At 70.3% G+C, this 14,441-nt stretch carries 16 protein-coding genes; 8 read left to right on the forward strand and 8 right to left on the reverse strand.

The window, feature by feature from the left end; genetic code table 11:
• A partial coding sequence (locus NBZ85_RS05775; RefSeq protein ID WP_261561592.1) for a hypothetical protein occupies positions 1-206 on the forward strand: 206 nt, incomplete at its 5' end.
• A 44-nt stretch (positions 207-250) separates the two neighbouring features.
• Here NBZ85_RS05775 and NBZ85_RS05780 read toward each other — a convergent pair.
• Together NBZ85_RS05780 and NBZ85_RS05785 are read right to left on the reverse strand one after the other, a co-directional pair.
• Positions 251-829, reverse strand: coding sequence for a GNAT family N-acetyltransferase (locus NBZ85_RS05780; RefSeq protein ID WP_261561593.1), 579 nt, complete (start codon positions 827-829; stop codon positions 251-253).
• Positions 826-2,166, reverse strand: a complete 1,341-nt coding sequence (locus tag NBZ85_RS05785; protein ID WP_261554057.1) for an NsdA family TPR-like regulatory protein — start codon at positions 2,164-2,166, stop codon at positions 826-828. Before NBZ85_RS05785 ends, NBZ85_RS05780 begins: the two co-directional genes overlap by 4 nt.
• A 252-nt stretch (positions 2,167-2,418) precedes the next feature.
• On the opposite strand from NBZ85_RS05785, the gene NBZ85_RS05790 reads away from it, so the two are divergent.
• Entirely contained in the window at positions 2,419-3,042 is a 624-nt protein-coding gene (locus NBZ85_RS05790) for a hypothetical protein (RefSeq protein WP_261554056.1), read from the forward strand.
• On the opposite strand, the gene NBZ85_RS05795 is transcribed toward NBZ85_RS05790, so the two are convergent.
• On the reverse strand, positions 3,039-3,473 hold the full coding sequence (locus tag NBZ85_RS05795; protein ID WP_261554055.1) for a hypothetical protein: 435 nt from the start codon (positions 3,471-3,473) through the stop codon (positions 3,039-3,041). The genes NBZ85_RS05790 and NBZ85_RS05795 overlap by 4 nt on opposite strands.
• Here NBZ85_RS05795 and NBZ85_RS05800 point away from each other — a divergent pair.
• The gene (locus NBZ85_RS05800; protein WP_261554054.1) at positions 3,460-4,125 is read left to right on the forward strand and encodes a hypothetical protein; all 666 of its coding nucleotides are present in this window, start codon (positions 3,460-3,462) and stop codon (positions 4,123-4,125) included. The two genes, NBZ85_RS05795 and NBZ85_RS05800, sit on opposite strands and share 14 nt — an antisense overlap.
• A gap of 904 nt (positions 4,126-5,029) precedes the next feature.
• Here the strand turns inward: NBZ85_RS05800 and NBZ85_RS05805 are convergent.
• On the reverse strand, positions 5,030-5,284 hold the full coding sequence (locus tag NBZ85_RS05805; RefSeq protein WP_261561594.1) for a hypothetical protein: 255 nt from the start codon (positions 5,282-5,284) through the stop codon (positions 5,030-5,032).
• Positions 5,285-5,678: 394 nt separating this feature from the next.
• On the opposite strand from NBZ85_RS05805, the gene NBZ85_RS05810 reads away from it, so the two are divergent.
• Positions 5,679-6,194 carry a PGRS family protein gene (locus tag NBZ85_RS05810; protein ID WP_261554052.1) on the forward strand — a complete coding sequence of 172 codons (516 nt, stop codon included), beginning with the start codon at positions 5,679-5,681 and terminating at the stop codon, positions 6,192-6,194.
• Positions 6,195-6,417: 223 nt separating this feature from the next.
• On the opposite strand, the gene NBZ85_RS05815 is transcribed toward NBZ85_RS05810, so the two are convergent.
• A complete protein-coding gene (locus tag NBZ85_RS05815) occupies positions 6,418-7,461 on the reverse strand; it encodes an alpha/beta fold hydrolase (protein WP_261554051.1) in 1,044 nt (347 codons plus the stop codon).
• A 254-nt stretch (positions 7,462-7,715) separates the two neighbouring features.
• Positions 7,716-9,389: an alpha-amylase family protein gene (locus NBZ85_RS05820; protein ID WP_261554050.1), complete on the reverse strand. Its 1,674-nt coding sequence runs from the start codon at positions 9,387-9,389 to the stop codon at positions 7,716-7,718.
• 333 nt (positions 9,390-9,722) lie between these two features.
• On the opposite strand from NBZ85_RS05820, the gene NBZ85_RS32555 reads away from it, so the two are divergent.
• Together NBZ85_RS32555 and NBZ85_RS33965 are read left to right on the forward strand one after the other, a co-directional pair.
• Positions 9,723-10,010: an SDR family NAD(P)-dependent oxidoreductase gene (locus NBZ85_RS32555; RefSeq protein ID WP_261554049.1), complete on the forward strand. Its 288-nt coding sequence runs from the start codon at positions 9,723-9,725 to the stop codon at positions 10,008-10,010.
• Between the two features lie 568 nt (positions 10,011-10,578).
• Positions 10,579-10,878 carry an alcohol dehydrogenase catalytic domain-containing protein gene (locus NBZ85_RS33965; protein WP_261554069.1) on the forward strand — a complete coding sequence of 100 codons (300 nt, stop codon included), beginning with the start codon at positions 10,579-10,581 and terminating at the stop codon, positions 10,876-10,878.
• A gap of 60 nt (positions 10,879-10,938) precedes the next feature.
• On the opposite strand, the gene NBZ85_RS05835 is transcribed toward NBZ85_RS33965, so the two are convergent.
• Positions 10,939-11,223, reverse strand: a complete 285-nt coding sequence (locus NBZ85_RS05835) for a mycothiol transferase (protein WP_261561595.1) — start codon at positions 11,221-11,223, stop codon at positions 10,939-10,941.
• Positions 11,224-11,641: 418 nt separating this feature from the next.
• Here NBZ85_RS05835 and NBZ85_RS05840 point away from each other — a divergent pair, with 418 nt between their 5' ends.
• Both NBZ85_RS05840 and NBZ85_RS05845 read left to right on the forward strand, forming a co-directional pair.
• Positions 11,642-12,100, forward strand: a complete 459-nt coding sequence (locus NBZ85_RS05840; protein WP_264761323.1) for a nuclear transport factor 2 family protein — start codon at positions 11,642-11,644, stop codon at positions 12,098-12,100.
• A 131-nt stretch (positions 12,101-12,231) separates the two neighbouring features.
• Positions 12,232-13,428, forward strand: coding sequence for an amidohydrolase family protein (locus tag NBZ85_RS05845; RefSeq protein ID WP_261554046.1), 1,197 nt, complete (start codon positions 12,232-12,234; stop codon positions 13,426-13,428).
• A 120-nt stretch (positions 13,429-13,548) separates the two neighbouring features.
• On the opposite strand, the gene NBZ85_RS05850 is transcribed toward NBZ85_RS05845, so the two are convergent.
• Entirely contained in the window at positions 13,549-14,169 is a 621-nt protein-coding gene (locus NBZ85_RS05850; RefSeq protein ID WP_261554045.1) for a hypothetical protein, read from the reverse strand.
• Between the last annotated feature and the right edge of the window lie 272 nt (positions 14,170-14,441).

Raw genomic sequence — 14,441 nt, forward strand, 5'->3', positions numbered from 1 at the left:
GGGGTGGCGGAGGGCTCGTTCGCTCGCTCATTCAACTCTGCGTGCTCATGATCCAATTTTCCGTCGTACTTACGTGGTGGAGTCTGCTGTTCATGGTGTGGACTGTCCAATACCTTGTGGTGGTGCCGATCGCCGCGGCCGTGAACGGCCTACAGCATGTACACCCCGTGATACCGTCGAATTTGACGCGCCCGTGGTTGGCTTGACTATCTGACCCAGGCGATGCAAGTCCAGAGCGGCAGGCTCGCAGTCAGGATGCTTCAGACGCCGGATTCGTTCGCCTGTCTCCGCTCCAATCGACCCGGCTGATCACGTAAATGGAGTATTTTCCGCCCTGGATCGTCTCGGTCCTGTTGAACGTGAGGCCGAGCTTGGTGGCGACCCTGATCGAGGCGGTGTTCTCCGCGGTCATGATGGAGATCAGGTCGTCTCGTTTGACGACGTCGAAGGCGAACTCGAGCGCGGCGCGGCCGGCCTCGGTCGCCAGGCCCTGGTTCCACCGGTCGCGGCGGATGGTCCAGGCGATTTCGCAGCCGGGCCAGCCGAGTGCCTCGTAGAGGCCCGCGCGGCCGAGGAGCTGCCCGGTGGCCCGGTCCTCGACGGCCCACATGCCGTAGCCGCGCAGCGCCCAGTGTCCGATCTGGAAGGCGGTCTGCGACCAGGCCGCAGCCTCGGTGCTCGGCTGCGGGGTGTGCGCGGCCATCCCGTCCGCGGAGACGATCTCCAGGTAGGTGGGCACGTCCTCAGACCGCCAGCCGCGTAGCACCAGCCGGGGGGTGAGCACGGTGGGAACACCCTGGTCGTCGGGGGTGCCGTAGTCGAGGGTCATCCGCCGCTCCCTGCTGGTAGTGCCTGCCGGTGCGCCTGGAGTCGTTCGCCGAGGTCGACGACGGCCCGCTGGCCTTCCCAGCGTGCGCCGAGTTCCTGCCAGAGCTGGCCGGTTCGCTGAATCACGGTCCTGGTCGGCCTGCCCTCCAGAGCCGCGAGAGCGTGCGACGCCGCGTCGGCCGCCTGTTCGGGATCGGGCTGGCGGCGGCGTAGGAACGCCTGCGCGAGCGCGTTGTAGGTGCCGCCGATGTCCTCGTAGCCGCCGCCGGTCGCCTGAAGGATCGCCAGCGAGCGGCGCGCGTGCGGTTCGGCGAGTTCGCCGTCTCCGAGCCGGCCGGAGACGACGGCCAGAAAGCAGTGGATCATCTCTTCACCGAACGGTTCGGTGCCGACCATCGGTTCGCCGAGCCAGACGGCGTCCTGCATGTCCCGCAACGCCTGCCGGGCCTGTTCATGCTGGCCGGCGGCGGCGCGGGCCCGCGCTTCGTAGGCGGCGAGCCGCGCGCGCAGGTAGGGGTGGGCGCCGGCGCGGGCCTGGCCGGCGATGTCCGCGGCGGCGGTGTGCCGGCCGGTGTAGTAGGCGATCGACGTCTTCAACGTTGCCACCGAGCCGCTGAGTAGCGGGTCGTCGACGTCCCGGGCGTACAGCTCGGCGAGCGAGGCGAAGCGGCGGGCAGCCGCATCGTCGCCGAGGTTGAAGGCGAGCCGGCCGGCGGTGAACGAGAACAGGCCCGCCATCACCGTCACCCGGGTACGGACCCGCGCCGACAGCCGGCTGTCGAGGAGCCGTTCGGCGTCCCGCCACCCGCCGAGGACCAGCGGGGTCAGGGTTGCGTGCGGCATCGTGGTGTACCTGCCGCCGATGTCGTCGAGCCGTTCGTCGAGCTCGTCGAGGGTCAGCGGATCCGGGTCGGCGGAGGCGACCCGCCGGGATACCTCGGCGGCGATCCCCGCAGCGACGGTCAACGCGCCGGCCTGAACGAACTCTCGTCGGTCCGTGGTCGTCTCCTCCTCGGCCTCTCGGGCCGGACCGTCCTGGTCCTGGCCGCCGCCAACCTCCGCGCGGGCTCGTAGCTCACCGAGTCGCAGCGCCTGGTCCGCCGCGCGGATCCGATCGCCCAGCCCGGTCAGTTCGCCGGCGGTGCCGAACACGTCGTCATAGGCCTGGAGGACGTGCCGGGCCGGAAGCCGGCCGTTGTTCCGGATCGCGGAGGCGTTCTTGCGGTCATAGCGGGTGCGTGCTTCCAGTTGGACACCGGACAGATCGTGCTGCTCTTGAAGCTGTCGGAACCGGGCCGCGAGCTGCTGCTTCAGACCCTCGACGTCGTCAGCATCCACGGCGGTTCCCCTCGGCCAGCGGTGGGCGTCGGGTGGGACATCATCTCCCACCCCCCGGGCGAACGATCTCACCGTTCCCGCGCCACGTCACCCGCTGTGTCATGGGTCGTGCACGGCGGGAAACAGCCCGGCCACTTCCCCACACGGACCGGTCAGCGCCCTGCCTGCGAAGCCCCCACCCGCGGCGCCCTCGTCGTGTCCACACGCCGCGGGTGGGGAGCCTCAACCCACCCATCGAAAAGGAGACCGGCTATGAACCACGAGAACCCGGCCACGACCGCCCCGGCCCCGCCTCAGGGCGCCGTGGCACTCGTCGACCTGCCGAGCCCACACCTCGCCGGCGAGCGTGCCGCGGTGATCCTCGATGGGATCGAGGCGCACCCGGAGTTCGACCGGCTGCGCTCGAGCACCCTGAAGTACCCGACGTGCTGGGCGACGTTCACCGGCTACCCCCTGATCGCCGAATGGGACCTCGACGCGGACGGGCCGCACCTGTTCGTCGAGGCGCTGCGCACGATGGCGATGAAGGCTGCCGTGTTCGAGATCGCCCAGGACGAGTGGGCCGCGGAGCTCGACGTGTCCGCGCCGGTCGACGAGATGGTCCACGCGCTGACCGCCCAGTTCACGATCCTGTCCCGGGTCCAGGCCGATCTGTCGCTGACGTTCATCCACTCGACGGACAACGAGCGGTTCGTCTACGACACCGACGGTTACACCGACGAGGTGTACCGGGCCGCCGGCTGGGGGGAGCTGCCGCGCCGCTACTGGATCGGCCAGCAGGAGACCCAGCGTCGCCTCGGCATCCTCTACGAGCACTACGAGTCGATCGGCGTGCAGCGCGGCGGCCGGTCGCACTTCTTCACCTTCGGCCGCTAAATCTCCGCCAACGCGGCCCGCAGGGCATCCACCACCAGCTCGGCCGGGAACCGCTGCGCCGCGGACCGCTCGGCCGCGGCCAGCACCTCCGCCACCGCGTCGACGTCGGCATGCCGGACCAGCGCGGTCATCCACCCGGCGAGTGCACCCGGATCGTCCGGCATCGGCCCCGGGTGCGGTGCCGGTTCGACCTCCGCGGGCCAGCGTTGCCCCGCGGAGGCGTACCGGCCGGCCGGTACGTCGATCTTGTCGGGGTGGATGCACACCGGCACCCCGCCGTGCAGATCACGGCGGTAGCCGGCTGTCGTGTCGTACCGGCTGGCGGGCCCCGGCCCGTCGACGATGTCGAACCTGCCCGGATCATGGACCTGTCCCGGGCAGACCGCGCACAGCGCGTCCTCGTCCCAAGGATGATCCATGTCGGATGTCACCCGCCCATCATCACCATCCGCCGGCCCGACCCGACGATCTGTTCTCACCGCGCCCCGGCCGCGGATCGTCGCCGCCGCACTCGACATCGCTCGCCGCCGGTGCGCCGGGCAGATCATCGACGGCGCGCCGGCGCTCGGGCACGCCGTCCGAGTAGCGCTCACCCTGGGCCGTCACATGCCGGACATGCCGTCCGATCTGCTCGCCGCGGTCCTGCTACACGACGTGCCAGACTACGCCCGGGACGACGTTGTGGATGCCGAGGTCGGCAGCTGGTGCGGCACGAACACGCTGATTGTTCTGTGGATGATTCATGGCGAGCACACCGCGATGGACCTGTACCGCACCGATCCAGCCGCCGCGGTCCGCCGCCTCGACCGGCTGCCCGCCGGCGTTGTCGCCGCCCTCACCGCCGACAAGATCGTCAGCGTACGGCATGTCCTGGCCGGGGCGCTCGCAGCCGCCGACCTGCGCGGCTACTGGGAAAGCCGGGGCGCGTTCCTCGCGCTCGTGCCCTACTTCCGCGCCTTCCGCGCCGCGACCGCCGACCGGGTTCCCGCCGGACTCGCCAGCGAACTCGACGAACTCGTTGCCGCCGCCGAATTAGCCCGTCAAGGCCGTCCCCTTATCCGGGCCGTCCCGCTCGTGTCGTGAGCCGGTGCGGGCGGTGCCGCATCGCGTTGGAGGCGAATGGCGAGGACTTTCCCTTGATGTGGCAGCAGCCGGTGTGCGCCCCGGACGTCCAGTTTGGACAGGACGGCCCACGCTGCTTTCTGTCAAGAGAACATTGAGCTGGCGTTCGGGGTAACGAGGCACAGCGACGAGCGGCAGGAGCTCGTCCGGACCTTACTCGGCGCCTGATCACCGCCGCGCAGATGCGTAACGACGCACGGCGGAACCGCCGACCCCTTGATCGGCCCGCGGAATCCCGGCCAACGGATCGCAGCCGCTTCAGCGTCTTGGAGTAACCAAAAATCTTCTGTGGATCAATGGCCACACTAGATTTCCCCCTCCAGGGGGTCCATTACGTCCTTTCGTCGTTCCTATCCAGGGGAAAGTGTATCGTCGCACCCCGGCTTGACCGAGAGTCACATACGGGGGGTACGGTGGGTTTTCTTCGGCGCGCCTGGCTATGGTGCCGGCGCCATCCCAAGACCAGCGGGACAATTACAGTTCTGCTCGCCTTGTTCATCATCATCGGCGCAACCTCGGATCCGCCCAAGAAAGATACGGCTGCGGTCCGATCAGCATCACCAACGATCAGCGCACTGACATCGCCGACCCCGACGTCATCGCCGACACCGGTGCGGGCGACGACTCCTGTGATGACGGTGAGGCCGACGACGGTCGCCCCAGTAGCACTGGCTGCGCCCAGCACCCATACGGCCACCACCCCGGCCCCTGCGCCGCCGCCGGCAACCCACGCGGCAGTTCCACCGGCTGTTCCCGCGGCTACTCAACCACCGGCCGCAGCAGCTCCACCGCCTGCTTCCACCTGTCATCCGCTGACCAGCAGCGGTCACTGTTACAAGCCTGGCGAGTACTGCCGCAATGCTGATCACGGCTCCCAGGGTGTGGCGGGTAACGGCGAGGCAATCGTCTGCGCGAACAACGCCGGCTGGCGCTGGGAGCCGGCGTAACAGATCCGCCCCGTTGACGCCGGCCTGCGGTACCCGCGGCCCGCCGGCTGGCCGCGTTGCGTCCCTGCCGGCCGGCTGGTCACGACGATCACCGGTACGTGAATGATCCTCACCGCGGTGAAGACCGCGTCCGGGGTGGTCGGGGAGGTGGCCCGGGACTGGGCCGGTTTCATGGCCAGCCGCACCGGCCCCGACTACCCCCCGTCCGAGATCGATACCGACGAGCTCGACGAGGGCGACGGTGACCAGGTCGGACTCCGCCGCCATCCGGTCGTCGACCACGCTGACCCTGGCGGTCCCGGGCATTCGGCACCGCTACCAGCGCGAACCCGCCGGGCGGCATACCGCGATCATGGTCCACCCGGATGGGTCGGGGGCTCGGTACCCACCGCGGTGGGTACCGAGCCCCCGACCGTTCACCAGAGCGGGCCGCGCCGGCTCTGGGACGCGCTCGACGCCGTCCGCGACGACTGGCTCCGGTGGGGGTACCCGCCTATCCCAGGTGATCGCCAAGGGTGGCAAGCTCTCCCCCTGCACGATTTCAGGGGGAATCCGATAAAGAAGATCATGGCGGCCGTTCCGCTCGCATTCGTGGTGGTGCTGGCCGGATGCGGAGGTGGCGACGCAGTGTCGGCGCCCGTCACCGGGGCGGCTGCGGCCCCGGGCACGCACGCCGGGGCGCTGACGGCCGGGCAGGTGGCGATCGCGTTGGGCAGAGAGGGAGCGCCGTTGACCTCGGTAACGGTCTACACGGCCGAGTCCGACCCGAAGAAGCTGCTCGGCCGTCCAGGGGGCTACACGTCGAAGGCCACGTTCAGTGACACCCGGATTTCGCCGGCCGGGCTGGACGAGGGCTCGGCGCCCGACGCGGTCGACCGTGGCGGCGTCGTGGAGGTGTTCCCGACCGCCGAGGGTGCCACGGCCCGGGCGAAGTTCATCCAGGCGACCCTCCAGGGCGCGCAGGGCGTCCTGGGTAGCGAGTACGACTACACGGCAGGCCCGGTGCTCGTCCGGGTAACCGGGACGCTCACGCCGGCCCAGGCCGCGGTGTACGAGCGGGCGACGGCGGGCGCCACCAGGTGACCGACCGCCCGCCAACCCGTGCGTCGGCATCCCCCGCCTCCTGGCGAATCAAGGTCGCCGAAGCCGGCAACGTCCAGGTCGAGGCGGGTGGTCCGATGCCGGTCCAGGGGGGCGCGTGCGGATGCCTTCGATCTTGTCCATGAATCATGATGTTGGGGTGACGGCCGGGGTGTTGGACCGCGAGGTCTACTCGCCCGCGACTACGCCACCCGGCGGGTCGGCGTCACCGAGGCGTGGGGACGCGGTGGGCCTGGGCGCGCTTGCTTGTTCGTGTGGCCTTGGGAGCACGTCCGGTTTTGGGAGTGCGCAGCGTCAGTTTCGTCCGGTGCCGACGTGCCGGCCGGGTCGGTTGGGCGCGGGCCACCAGCGCGCGGAGGCGGGCGCTGACTCTGTGCGGGCGTTCCAGGATGACGGCGTGGCCGGCGCCCTTTTCGACCCAGAGCTCGGCCTTGGGCAGGGCCTGCGCCAGGGTGCGGCTGTGCTCCAAGGGGGTCATGACGTCGGCGTCGCCGACGAGCAGCAGGGTGGGGACGTCGCGCAGCGCCGCGGCGGCCGCCAGCCGGTCGTGGTCGAGCAGGGTGGGCAGGAAGGCGCCGACGACGGGAATCGGGGTGCTCGCGATCATCTCCTCCAGGGAGTGGAGCACCGGCTCCGGCACCTGGGTCGTGCCGAACCCGACCCGGCGGGTCAGCGCCCGTGACACGCCGCTGCCCCGCCATCGGATCCGTTCCAGCAGCGTCGGGGCGTGCTGCAGCCCGACGGCCACCCCGGGCAGGAAATGGCGCGCCACCGCGGTGACGCCGGCCGGCAGTCCGAACGCCACCCGGGTCAGTTCCCCGGCGCTCGTGGACAGCAGGGCCACCGCGATGATCCGGTCGCCGAACAGCTCCGGGTGCGTCTCGGCGAGCCCGAGGATGGTCATCCCGCCCATCGAGTGGCCGATGAGCACGACCGGGCCGGTCGGCACCCGGTCGTCGAGGACCCGGTGCAGGTCGTCGGCGAGCTGGGCGATGGTGCAGTGCTCGACCTCGGACGGGCCGGACCGGCCGTGGGCGCGCTGGTCGTAGCAGACCGTACGCCCCAGATCAGCCAGGTCCCGGCGCTGGAAGTGCCAGGCGTCCGCGGTCATGCAGAAGCCGTGGACGAAGACGAGGGTCAGCGCCGCGTCCGGCGACCCGGCCTCGCTGACGTGCAACCGCACCCCGTCGGACGCGGTCACCGTCGTCTCCCGCGTGGCGTGTGCGGCCGCCTGACCACGCGTCGTCACTCGTCGCGGCTCGTTCGCTCGGGCCGGTGTGCTCGGGGACGTTGTGAGCGCCGTTTCCCGGACGGCTCGACGGTGCCCTGCTCGCTCTCGGACGCCCGACCCACCCTCGCCGCCTCCTCGTTCACCCGCTTACATACACCATGCCCTATAAGGAGGTAATTAACGTGTCATCGTCGGTAAGCATCACTGGCGGGCGAGGAAGCCGGCGGGCGGCCCGGTCCGCGGTGGGTGGCGGACCGGGCGGCGTCCGCTGATCAGCCCTCGGAGCGCAGCCAGTGCGCGGCGTAGGGGGCGAGGTCCAGGCGCAGGAAGCCGTCGTCGTCCACGGTCCGGACGGTGCCGGCCTGCTCGCCGAGCAGCTCCACGAACCGGGTGCCCGCGTCGACGTCCTTCAACGGGACGGTGACGGTCGTCGGCGAGGCGGCGAAGTTGTGCAGGGTGAGCACGGCCCGTCCGTCGTGATCCGTCCAGTGCGCCAGGACGGACGGGGTGTCGTGGTCGAGGGTGCAGCCCGCGCCCCAGGCCAGCTCGGGGCACTGCCGGTAGCGGCGGACCAGCGCGGCCACCCAGGAGAACAGCGAGGTGGGATCGTGGCGCTGGGCCGCCACGTTGACCTTGGCCGGGCCGTACTCGCCCTGGACGACGGGGGCGGGCAGGCGGTCCGACTCCGTGTCCGGGTCCACGGTCGAGAAGCCGCCGTTCGGGCCGTCGGACCACTGCATCGGGACCCGGACCGCCTCCCGGCCGGGGATGTCGAGGTTCTCGCCCATCCCGATCTCCTCGCCGTAGAACAGCGTCGGCGTGCCGGGCAGGGCGAACAGCAGGCTGTAGACCATGCGGATGCGGGCGGGGTCGCCGTCGAGCATCGGGGGCAGGCGCCGGCGCAGACCCCGGCCGTAGAGCTGCATGTCCTCCCGCGGGCCGAAGGCGGCGAAGACCTCCTGGCGTTCGTCGTCGTCGAGTTTGTCGAGGGTGAGCTCGTCGTGGTTGCGGACGAAGGTCGCCCAGTGACCGTCCTTCGGCGCGGGCGGCCGGTCGCGCAGCGCCCCGAGCAGCGGCGTCGCGTCGTGGCGGGCCAGCGCCAGGTAGAGCTTCTGCATGCCGGGGAAGTCGAAGCACATCGTGAGCTCGTCGCCGTCCTCGTCCCCGAAGAACCGGCGGGTGTCGTCGTAGGGCAGGTTGACCTCGCCGAGCAGGATGACCTCCCCGTCGCGGCGGGAGACGAACGCGCGCAGGTCGCGCAGGTACTCGTGCGGGTCGGGCAGCTCCGCCGCGTCCGCGGCGCCGTCGGTCTCCAGCAGGAACGGCACCGCGTCCACCCGGAAACCGGACAGGCCGAGCTCGATCCAGAAGCCCATGATCCGCGCGATCTCGTCGCGCACCGCGGGGTTCGCCACGTCCAGGTCGGGCTGATGCTTGTAGAAACGGTGCAGGTAGTACTGGCCGGCGTCGTCGTCGTACTGCCAGACGCTGTCCTCCTGGTCGGGGAAGACGACGTCGGACGGGCCGTCGGCCGGGGGCTCGTCTCGCCAGACGTAGTAGCCCCGGTACGGGGACTCCCGGCTGCTGCGGGCGCTGACGAACCAGGGGTGCTGGTCGGAGGTGTGGTTGACGACCAGGTCGGCGATCACCCGGATGCCCCGGTCGCGGGCCACCAGGAGGAACTCCACCAGGTCGCCGTGGGTGCCCAGCCGGGGGTCGACGCCGTAGAAGTCGGTGATGTCGTAGCCGTCGTCACGGTCGGGCGTCGGATAGAAGGGCATCAGCCAGATGCAGGTGACCCCGAGTTCGTGCAGATAGTCGATCCGCTGAGCGAGGCCGCGGAAGTCGCCGCAGCCGTCGCCGTTGCCGTCGGCGAAGGTCTCCACGTCCAGGCAGTAGATGACGGCGTTCTTCCACCACAGGTCGGCGGTTCGGCTCAGTCGCATCGTCGCCCGCCCGGTGGGATTTGCTTATGTGGCGAGTGGATACTGCATACGGTCATTTTGCGGTATTGCCCCGTGGCCGGCGACGTATCCCCGTCGACGGAATCTTGTTCCCGCGCCGGCCGGCGCGCTGGTCTCCCGGTGCCTCCCGCCGGGCATACCGTCCACCCCGACCGCGACGCCACAACGTCCCTGGCGGCGCGGGCTGGCGCTGAGCCGGATACGACGTGGAGGCGGGTATGCGAACCAGGCCCTTGCGGGAGCAGATGGTCGTCGTGGTCGGAGCGCCGAGCGACACCTCGGCCGCATCGACACCTCGGCCGCATCGACACCTGGGTGAACGCCGCGGCCGTCCGCGTTCTGGGACGGGTCGAGGACATCACCGACGCGGAGTTCGACCGGGTCCTGCGGGTCAACCTGCTCGGTCAGGTGTACGGGGCGAAGGCGGCACTGCCGGCTCTGCGGCGGGCCGGTGGCGGGGTACTCATCGGGATCTCCTCCGTCGAAGGCATCCGCGCGATGCCGCTGCACAGCGCCTACGCGGCGAGCAAGTGGGGGCTGCGGGGCTGCCTACGACAGCCTTCGGGTAGGAACTCGCCCAGGAAGGTGTCCCGATCGCGGTGACCACCGTGTTGCCGCCCTCCGTCGACACCCCCTTCTTCACCCATGCCCGCAGCCGGCTGGGCGGGCGCCCCAAGCCCCCGCCACCGGTCTACGCGGCTGACGCCGTCGCCGGCGCAGTCGTGCGGGTGGCCGTCCGACCCAGCCGGGAGGTGCTCGTCGGCGGCACCGCCATCGCCGCCGCCGTCGCCACCCGCGTGTCCCCGGCACTGGTCGACGCGCTGCTCTCCCTGCGCCGGGCGGGGATCGAGGCGCTGCGCGAGGACTGGCCGGGCGACCCGGGCGACATCGTGGACGCGTCCGAGACCGGTCCAGGCCGAGTGGGCGGTGGCTATCGCGGCCGGGTGCGGCCTCACCGGGCACGACGTCCTCGGTGGCGCCGAAGAAGGCGCCCCACGCCTCGTCCACGATCAGCGGGCGGCCGCGGCGGTGGCAGATCCGGGCGAGGGCCGCGATGCCGGCGCGCGTGCCGTACGGCGTCGGGCTCGTCACCAGCATGCCGGCGGCATCGGGGTAACGCTCCCAGGCCGCCTCGACCTCCGTCGAGGAGGTCGGGCCCGAGGTCACCGGTCTGAAGGCGGGGGACCGGGGCGTCGTCCCGTTCCAGATCTCCTGCGGCCACTGTTTCATGTGCGACCAACAGCTGTACACGCAGTGCGAGACGACGCAGGTCCCGCGGTCGGCATGGAGGCCCACGGTTCCCCCGCGGCTCGGGCCGTCTTCCAGCTCGCCTCGCGCTCGTCCGGCGCGGCGGCACGGTCTCGCTCGCCGGCGTCTACGGCGGCATGATCGACCTGATGCCGATGATGACCATAAGAAGCAGGGCGGCGCCGTGAAGATCCTGCTCAAGCCGCGATGTCGTCCTCCGTGAGCCGGCGGCGCGGGGTTTCAGGCGCCGGCGGGAGAGGCGGCCACGAGCGGCGCAGCAGCGTTACCCGAGCTCGCCGGTTGCGCCGTCGGTCAGCTCCCGGACGATGTCGGCGTGGCCGGCGTGGCCGGCGTGGCCGGCGTGGCCGGCGTGGCCGGCGTGGCCGGCGTGTCTGGCCGTCTCCTCGCCGGCCGGCGACGCGTCGGGACTGTCGGCGGGCAGCGGGTGAAACCAGTTCTCTTCCACGATGGTCAGGTGTCCGACGAGGCCCGCGAGGGTGGTGAGTGAGGGCAGTCGCCTGCGCCTGGCATCCTGGTCGCCAACGCCGCGCACCTTGTGGACAAGCATGTCCCGCTAGAAGTCGAGGAATGCTTCCAGGGTTTCGCGTTCGCCGGCGGTGCCGGCCTGCGTGACCCGCAGGGCCGGCGGGCGTGGCGATGGCGGCTGCATACCGGCAACCGTAACGCGGCACGTCCCGGGCGACCGGCTCCGCATGGGCGCACTCCAGTCGCGGTGGAGGAATACGTACATGGCCACGCGCGCCGGACGTCATGGCGCAGGCGCTGGCATCCGACCGGGAGGTGCTCACGATCGTGCTTGCGGGCCGCCGCCGCCGGCTCCTATCATCTAGACGATAGGAGGGTGGGCGGCCAGCGTGGCGGGACACGCCCGCGGTCGCGGAAGACGTAGAAGACGTATCAGGGCTCGACCGGGCCAACACGGCGAACGGGGTTCCCATGTCCTTACCGGCCACGTCTGGAGCGTTATGACAAACGAAGAGGTTCGCACGCGGGTGGGGGTCGCCGACCTGCTGGCCAAATACCAGTTTCTCGCCGACTCGGGCAAGATCCGGCAGTTGTCCACGCTGTTCACCGCCGACGCGGTGTTCGAGAACAACACCGGCCGGCACCACGGGCCGGCCGGCGTCCTGGAGTTCTTCCGCGACACCAAGGACAGTTTCATCGCGGCCGACCTCCTGCCGGCCCGCCACTACCTCAGCTCGATCTATGTCGATCCCCGTCCCGACGGCGGAGCCTCGACCTACGCCTGCTTCCAGTTCGTCGGGACCCGAGGCCTGGATCACTGGGGGACCTACCGCGACGAGATCGTCGAGTCCGCCGGCACCTGGCTGTTCGCCGGCCGCAAGGCGATCGTCGAAGGCTGCGTGCCGAACTCGCCCGTCGTTGCCCTCCTCGGTCTGGCCTCGGCCGGGGCCCGTTCGTGAGCGCATCCTCCGGCGGGCTGCCGGGACGGGTCGCCGTCATCACCGGCGCAGGCCAGGGCGTCGAACCGGTCGGCCGGATCCAGTGGGCTGAGAGCCCGAGAAACTGAGAGCCCGAGAAACGGAGCGAGTCAATGACCACCGCCACACCGATCGACTTTTCGGTCTATGACGCCGACCAGCACTACTACGAAGTCGCCGACAGTTTCACCCGGCACCTCGACCCGAGGTATTCATACGCGTTTCGCTGGGTGACGGACAAGGCCAACGGACGCACCCAGTTGTTAGTCGGCGACAAGGTCTTCAGGATGATCTCCAATCCCACCTTCGACCCGGTGGGAAAGCCCGGTGCACTCGCGGCCTACTTCCGTGGCGAGAACACCGAGGGTCAGAGCTTCAAGAAGATGATGGGGCGGATGGAGCCGATCCGTCCCGAGTACACTCGTCGAGCCGAGCGTGCCGTCGTCATGGCGGGCCAGGGGGTGGCGGGCGCATTTCTGCTGCCGACGCTCGCGCTTGGTCTCGAGGAACTGCTCACCGACAACCCTCCGGCGCTGTTCGCCGTCCTCCACGCGCTCAACTCGTGGATCGACGAGGAGTGGGGATTCGCTCGCGACAAAACGATCATCGCTCCGCCGGTCCTGAGCCTCATGGACCCCCGTCTCGCCGAGGAGGAGCTTCGCTGGGTGATCGAACGCGGGGCCAAGGCGATCGTGCTCCGTCCTGCGCCGGTCGTGGGTCCGTACGGAAACCGGTCGCCCGCGGATCCGGTGTACGACCGTTTCTGGTCGATGTGTGAGGACGCGGACGTGGCGGTCGCCTTCCACGCGGCCGACTCGGGGTACGCCGGACACGTGCGGGCCTGGGGCGAGAGCGTCCAGTTCGCCAGCGAAAGCACCTCGGCGCTGGCCGAGGTCCTGTCGGTGCACATCGAGCGCCCCATCAGCGAGACGATCGCCGCCGCGATCTGCCATGGACTGTTCGACCGGCATCCGCGCCTGCGCTTCGCCTCCATCGAGCTGGGCTCCGGCTGGGTGCCCGAGCTGCTTCGGCGGCTGCGCCTGTCCTACGGCAAGATTCCGTATGCCTTCGGCGCGGACCCGGTGGAGACGTTCCACGAGCACATCTACGTGGCGCCGTTCCAGGAGGACAACCTGACCGTTCTCCTGGACCACATGCGTGTGGATCGCGTCCTGTTCGGCTCGGACTGGCCGCATCCCGAGGGTTTCGCCCGGCCCACGGACTTCATCGCGGACATCGCCGACCTGAGCCCGGTGGACAAGAAGAAGCTGATGTCCGACAACTTCCGTAGCCTGATCGTGCTGCCCTGATCGTGCTGCCCTGATCGTGCTGCCCTGATCGTGCGGGACGGCCGCGATCCGGCCGGACTCCTACGATCCGGCCCGGCCCCTGGCCGCCGATATCGGGTGCGCCGGAAAATACCCGCCGACTTATGGCGAGGGCGATTCCGGAACATCGGAAACATCGGACACGCGAGTGGGCTTGGCCGGCTCGTCGGCTCCGCCGCGTCGTGGGCTGATCGGGGGCCATTGCGGGCGGAGCCCCGGCAGGCCCGACAAGCTCACGCGCGGCGGGCCGCCGGGCGCCGGCTGGCGCCGCGTGGCGCTGACCGGGGCGGTGGCGGTGGCGGCGGCTCGGCGCGCGATCGTCGAACGCCGCTCCGCCGTCGGACGCTGCTCTGCGGGCGCCCGCGCGCTGGCCGAATCCACCGGGTCTGCCGCCTGCGTGCCCACGTCCGCCGGGGGCGGCTTGGAGGTGATGCCCGCATCGGACAGATATCCCATGCGCTCGAGCTCATCGGTGTTCCAGCCGACGTCGAGCGCGGCCCGGTACTGAGCCTCGTACGCGAGCGCGGCCTGGTGGGCGCTCTCGCGCGCGGCCTCGACGAGATCATGTCCCTGCCGGACCGCGGCCTGCACCGCCTCGTCGGCCTGGGCCTGCGCCCGCTCCACGGCAGCGACCGCATCGGTGCGCAGGAGAGCCGCCACGCCGAGTTCGCCAATCGTGGCGATGCGGTTGCTTTTCATGAACTCCGCGAGCGCCGCCTCCATGGCCGTCCGCCGAGCGTGGCTCTCCGTCATCGCTGCGCCGCCTTCGCCGTCGAGCCGTGCATACGCTGCCGCCTGGCCTCGCCGAGCCGGATGCGCCCAGGTCAAGGGTAGCAAGGGCATCCCGGCCGGCTTGGCTCGCGAGATTCGACCACGGGCCCTCTATTATCTATAGGATAGGGATGTAAGCTTGAGATGATTAGGTGATGGGATGCCCTCTGTAACCAGCGCACGAGGCTATGGGGCATCGGCCCGTGTCGTGTACAAGGATCGCG

The sequence above is a fragment of the Frankia tisae genome, assembly GCF_025403405.1.
Lineage (GTDB): Bacteria > Actinomycetota > Actinomycetes > Frankiales > Frankiaceae > Frankia > Frankia tisai.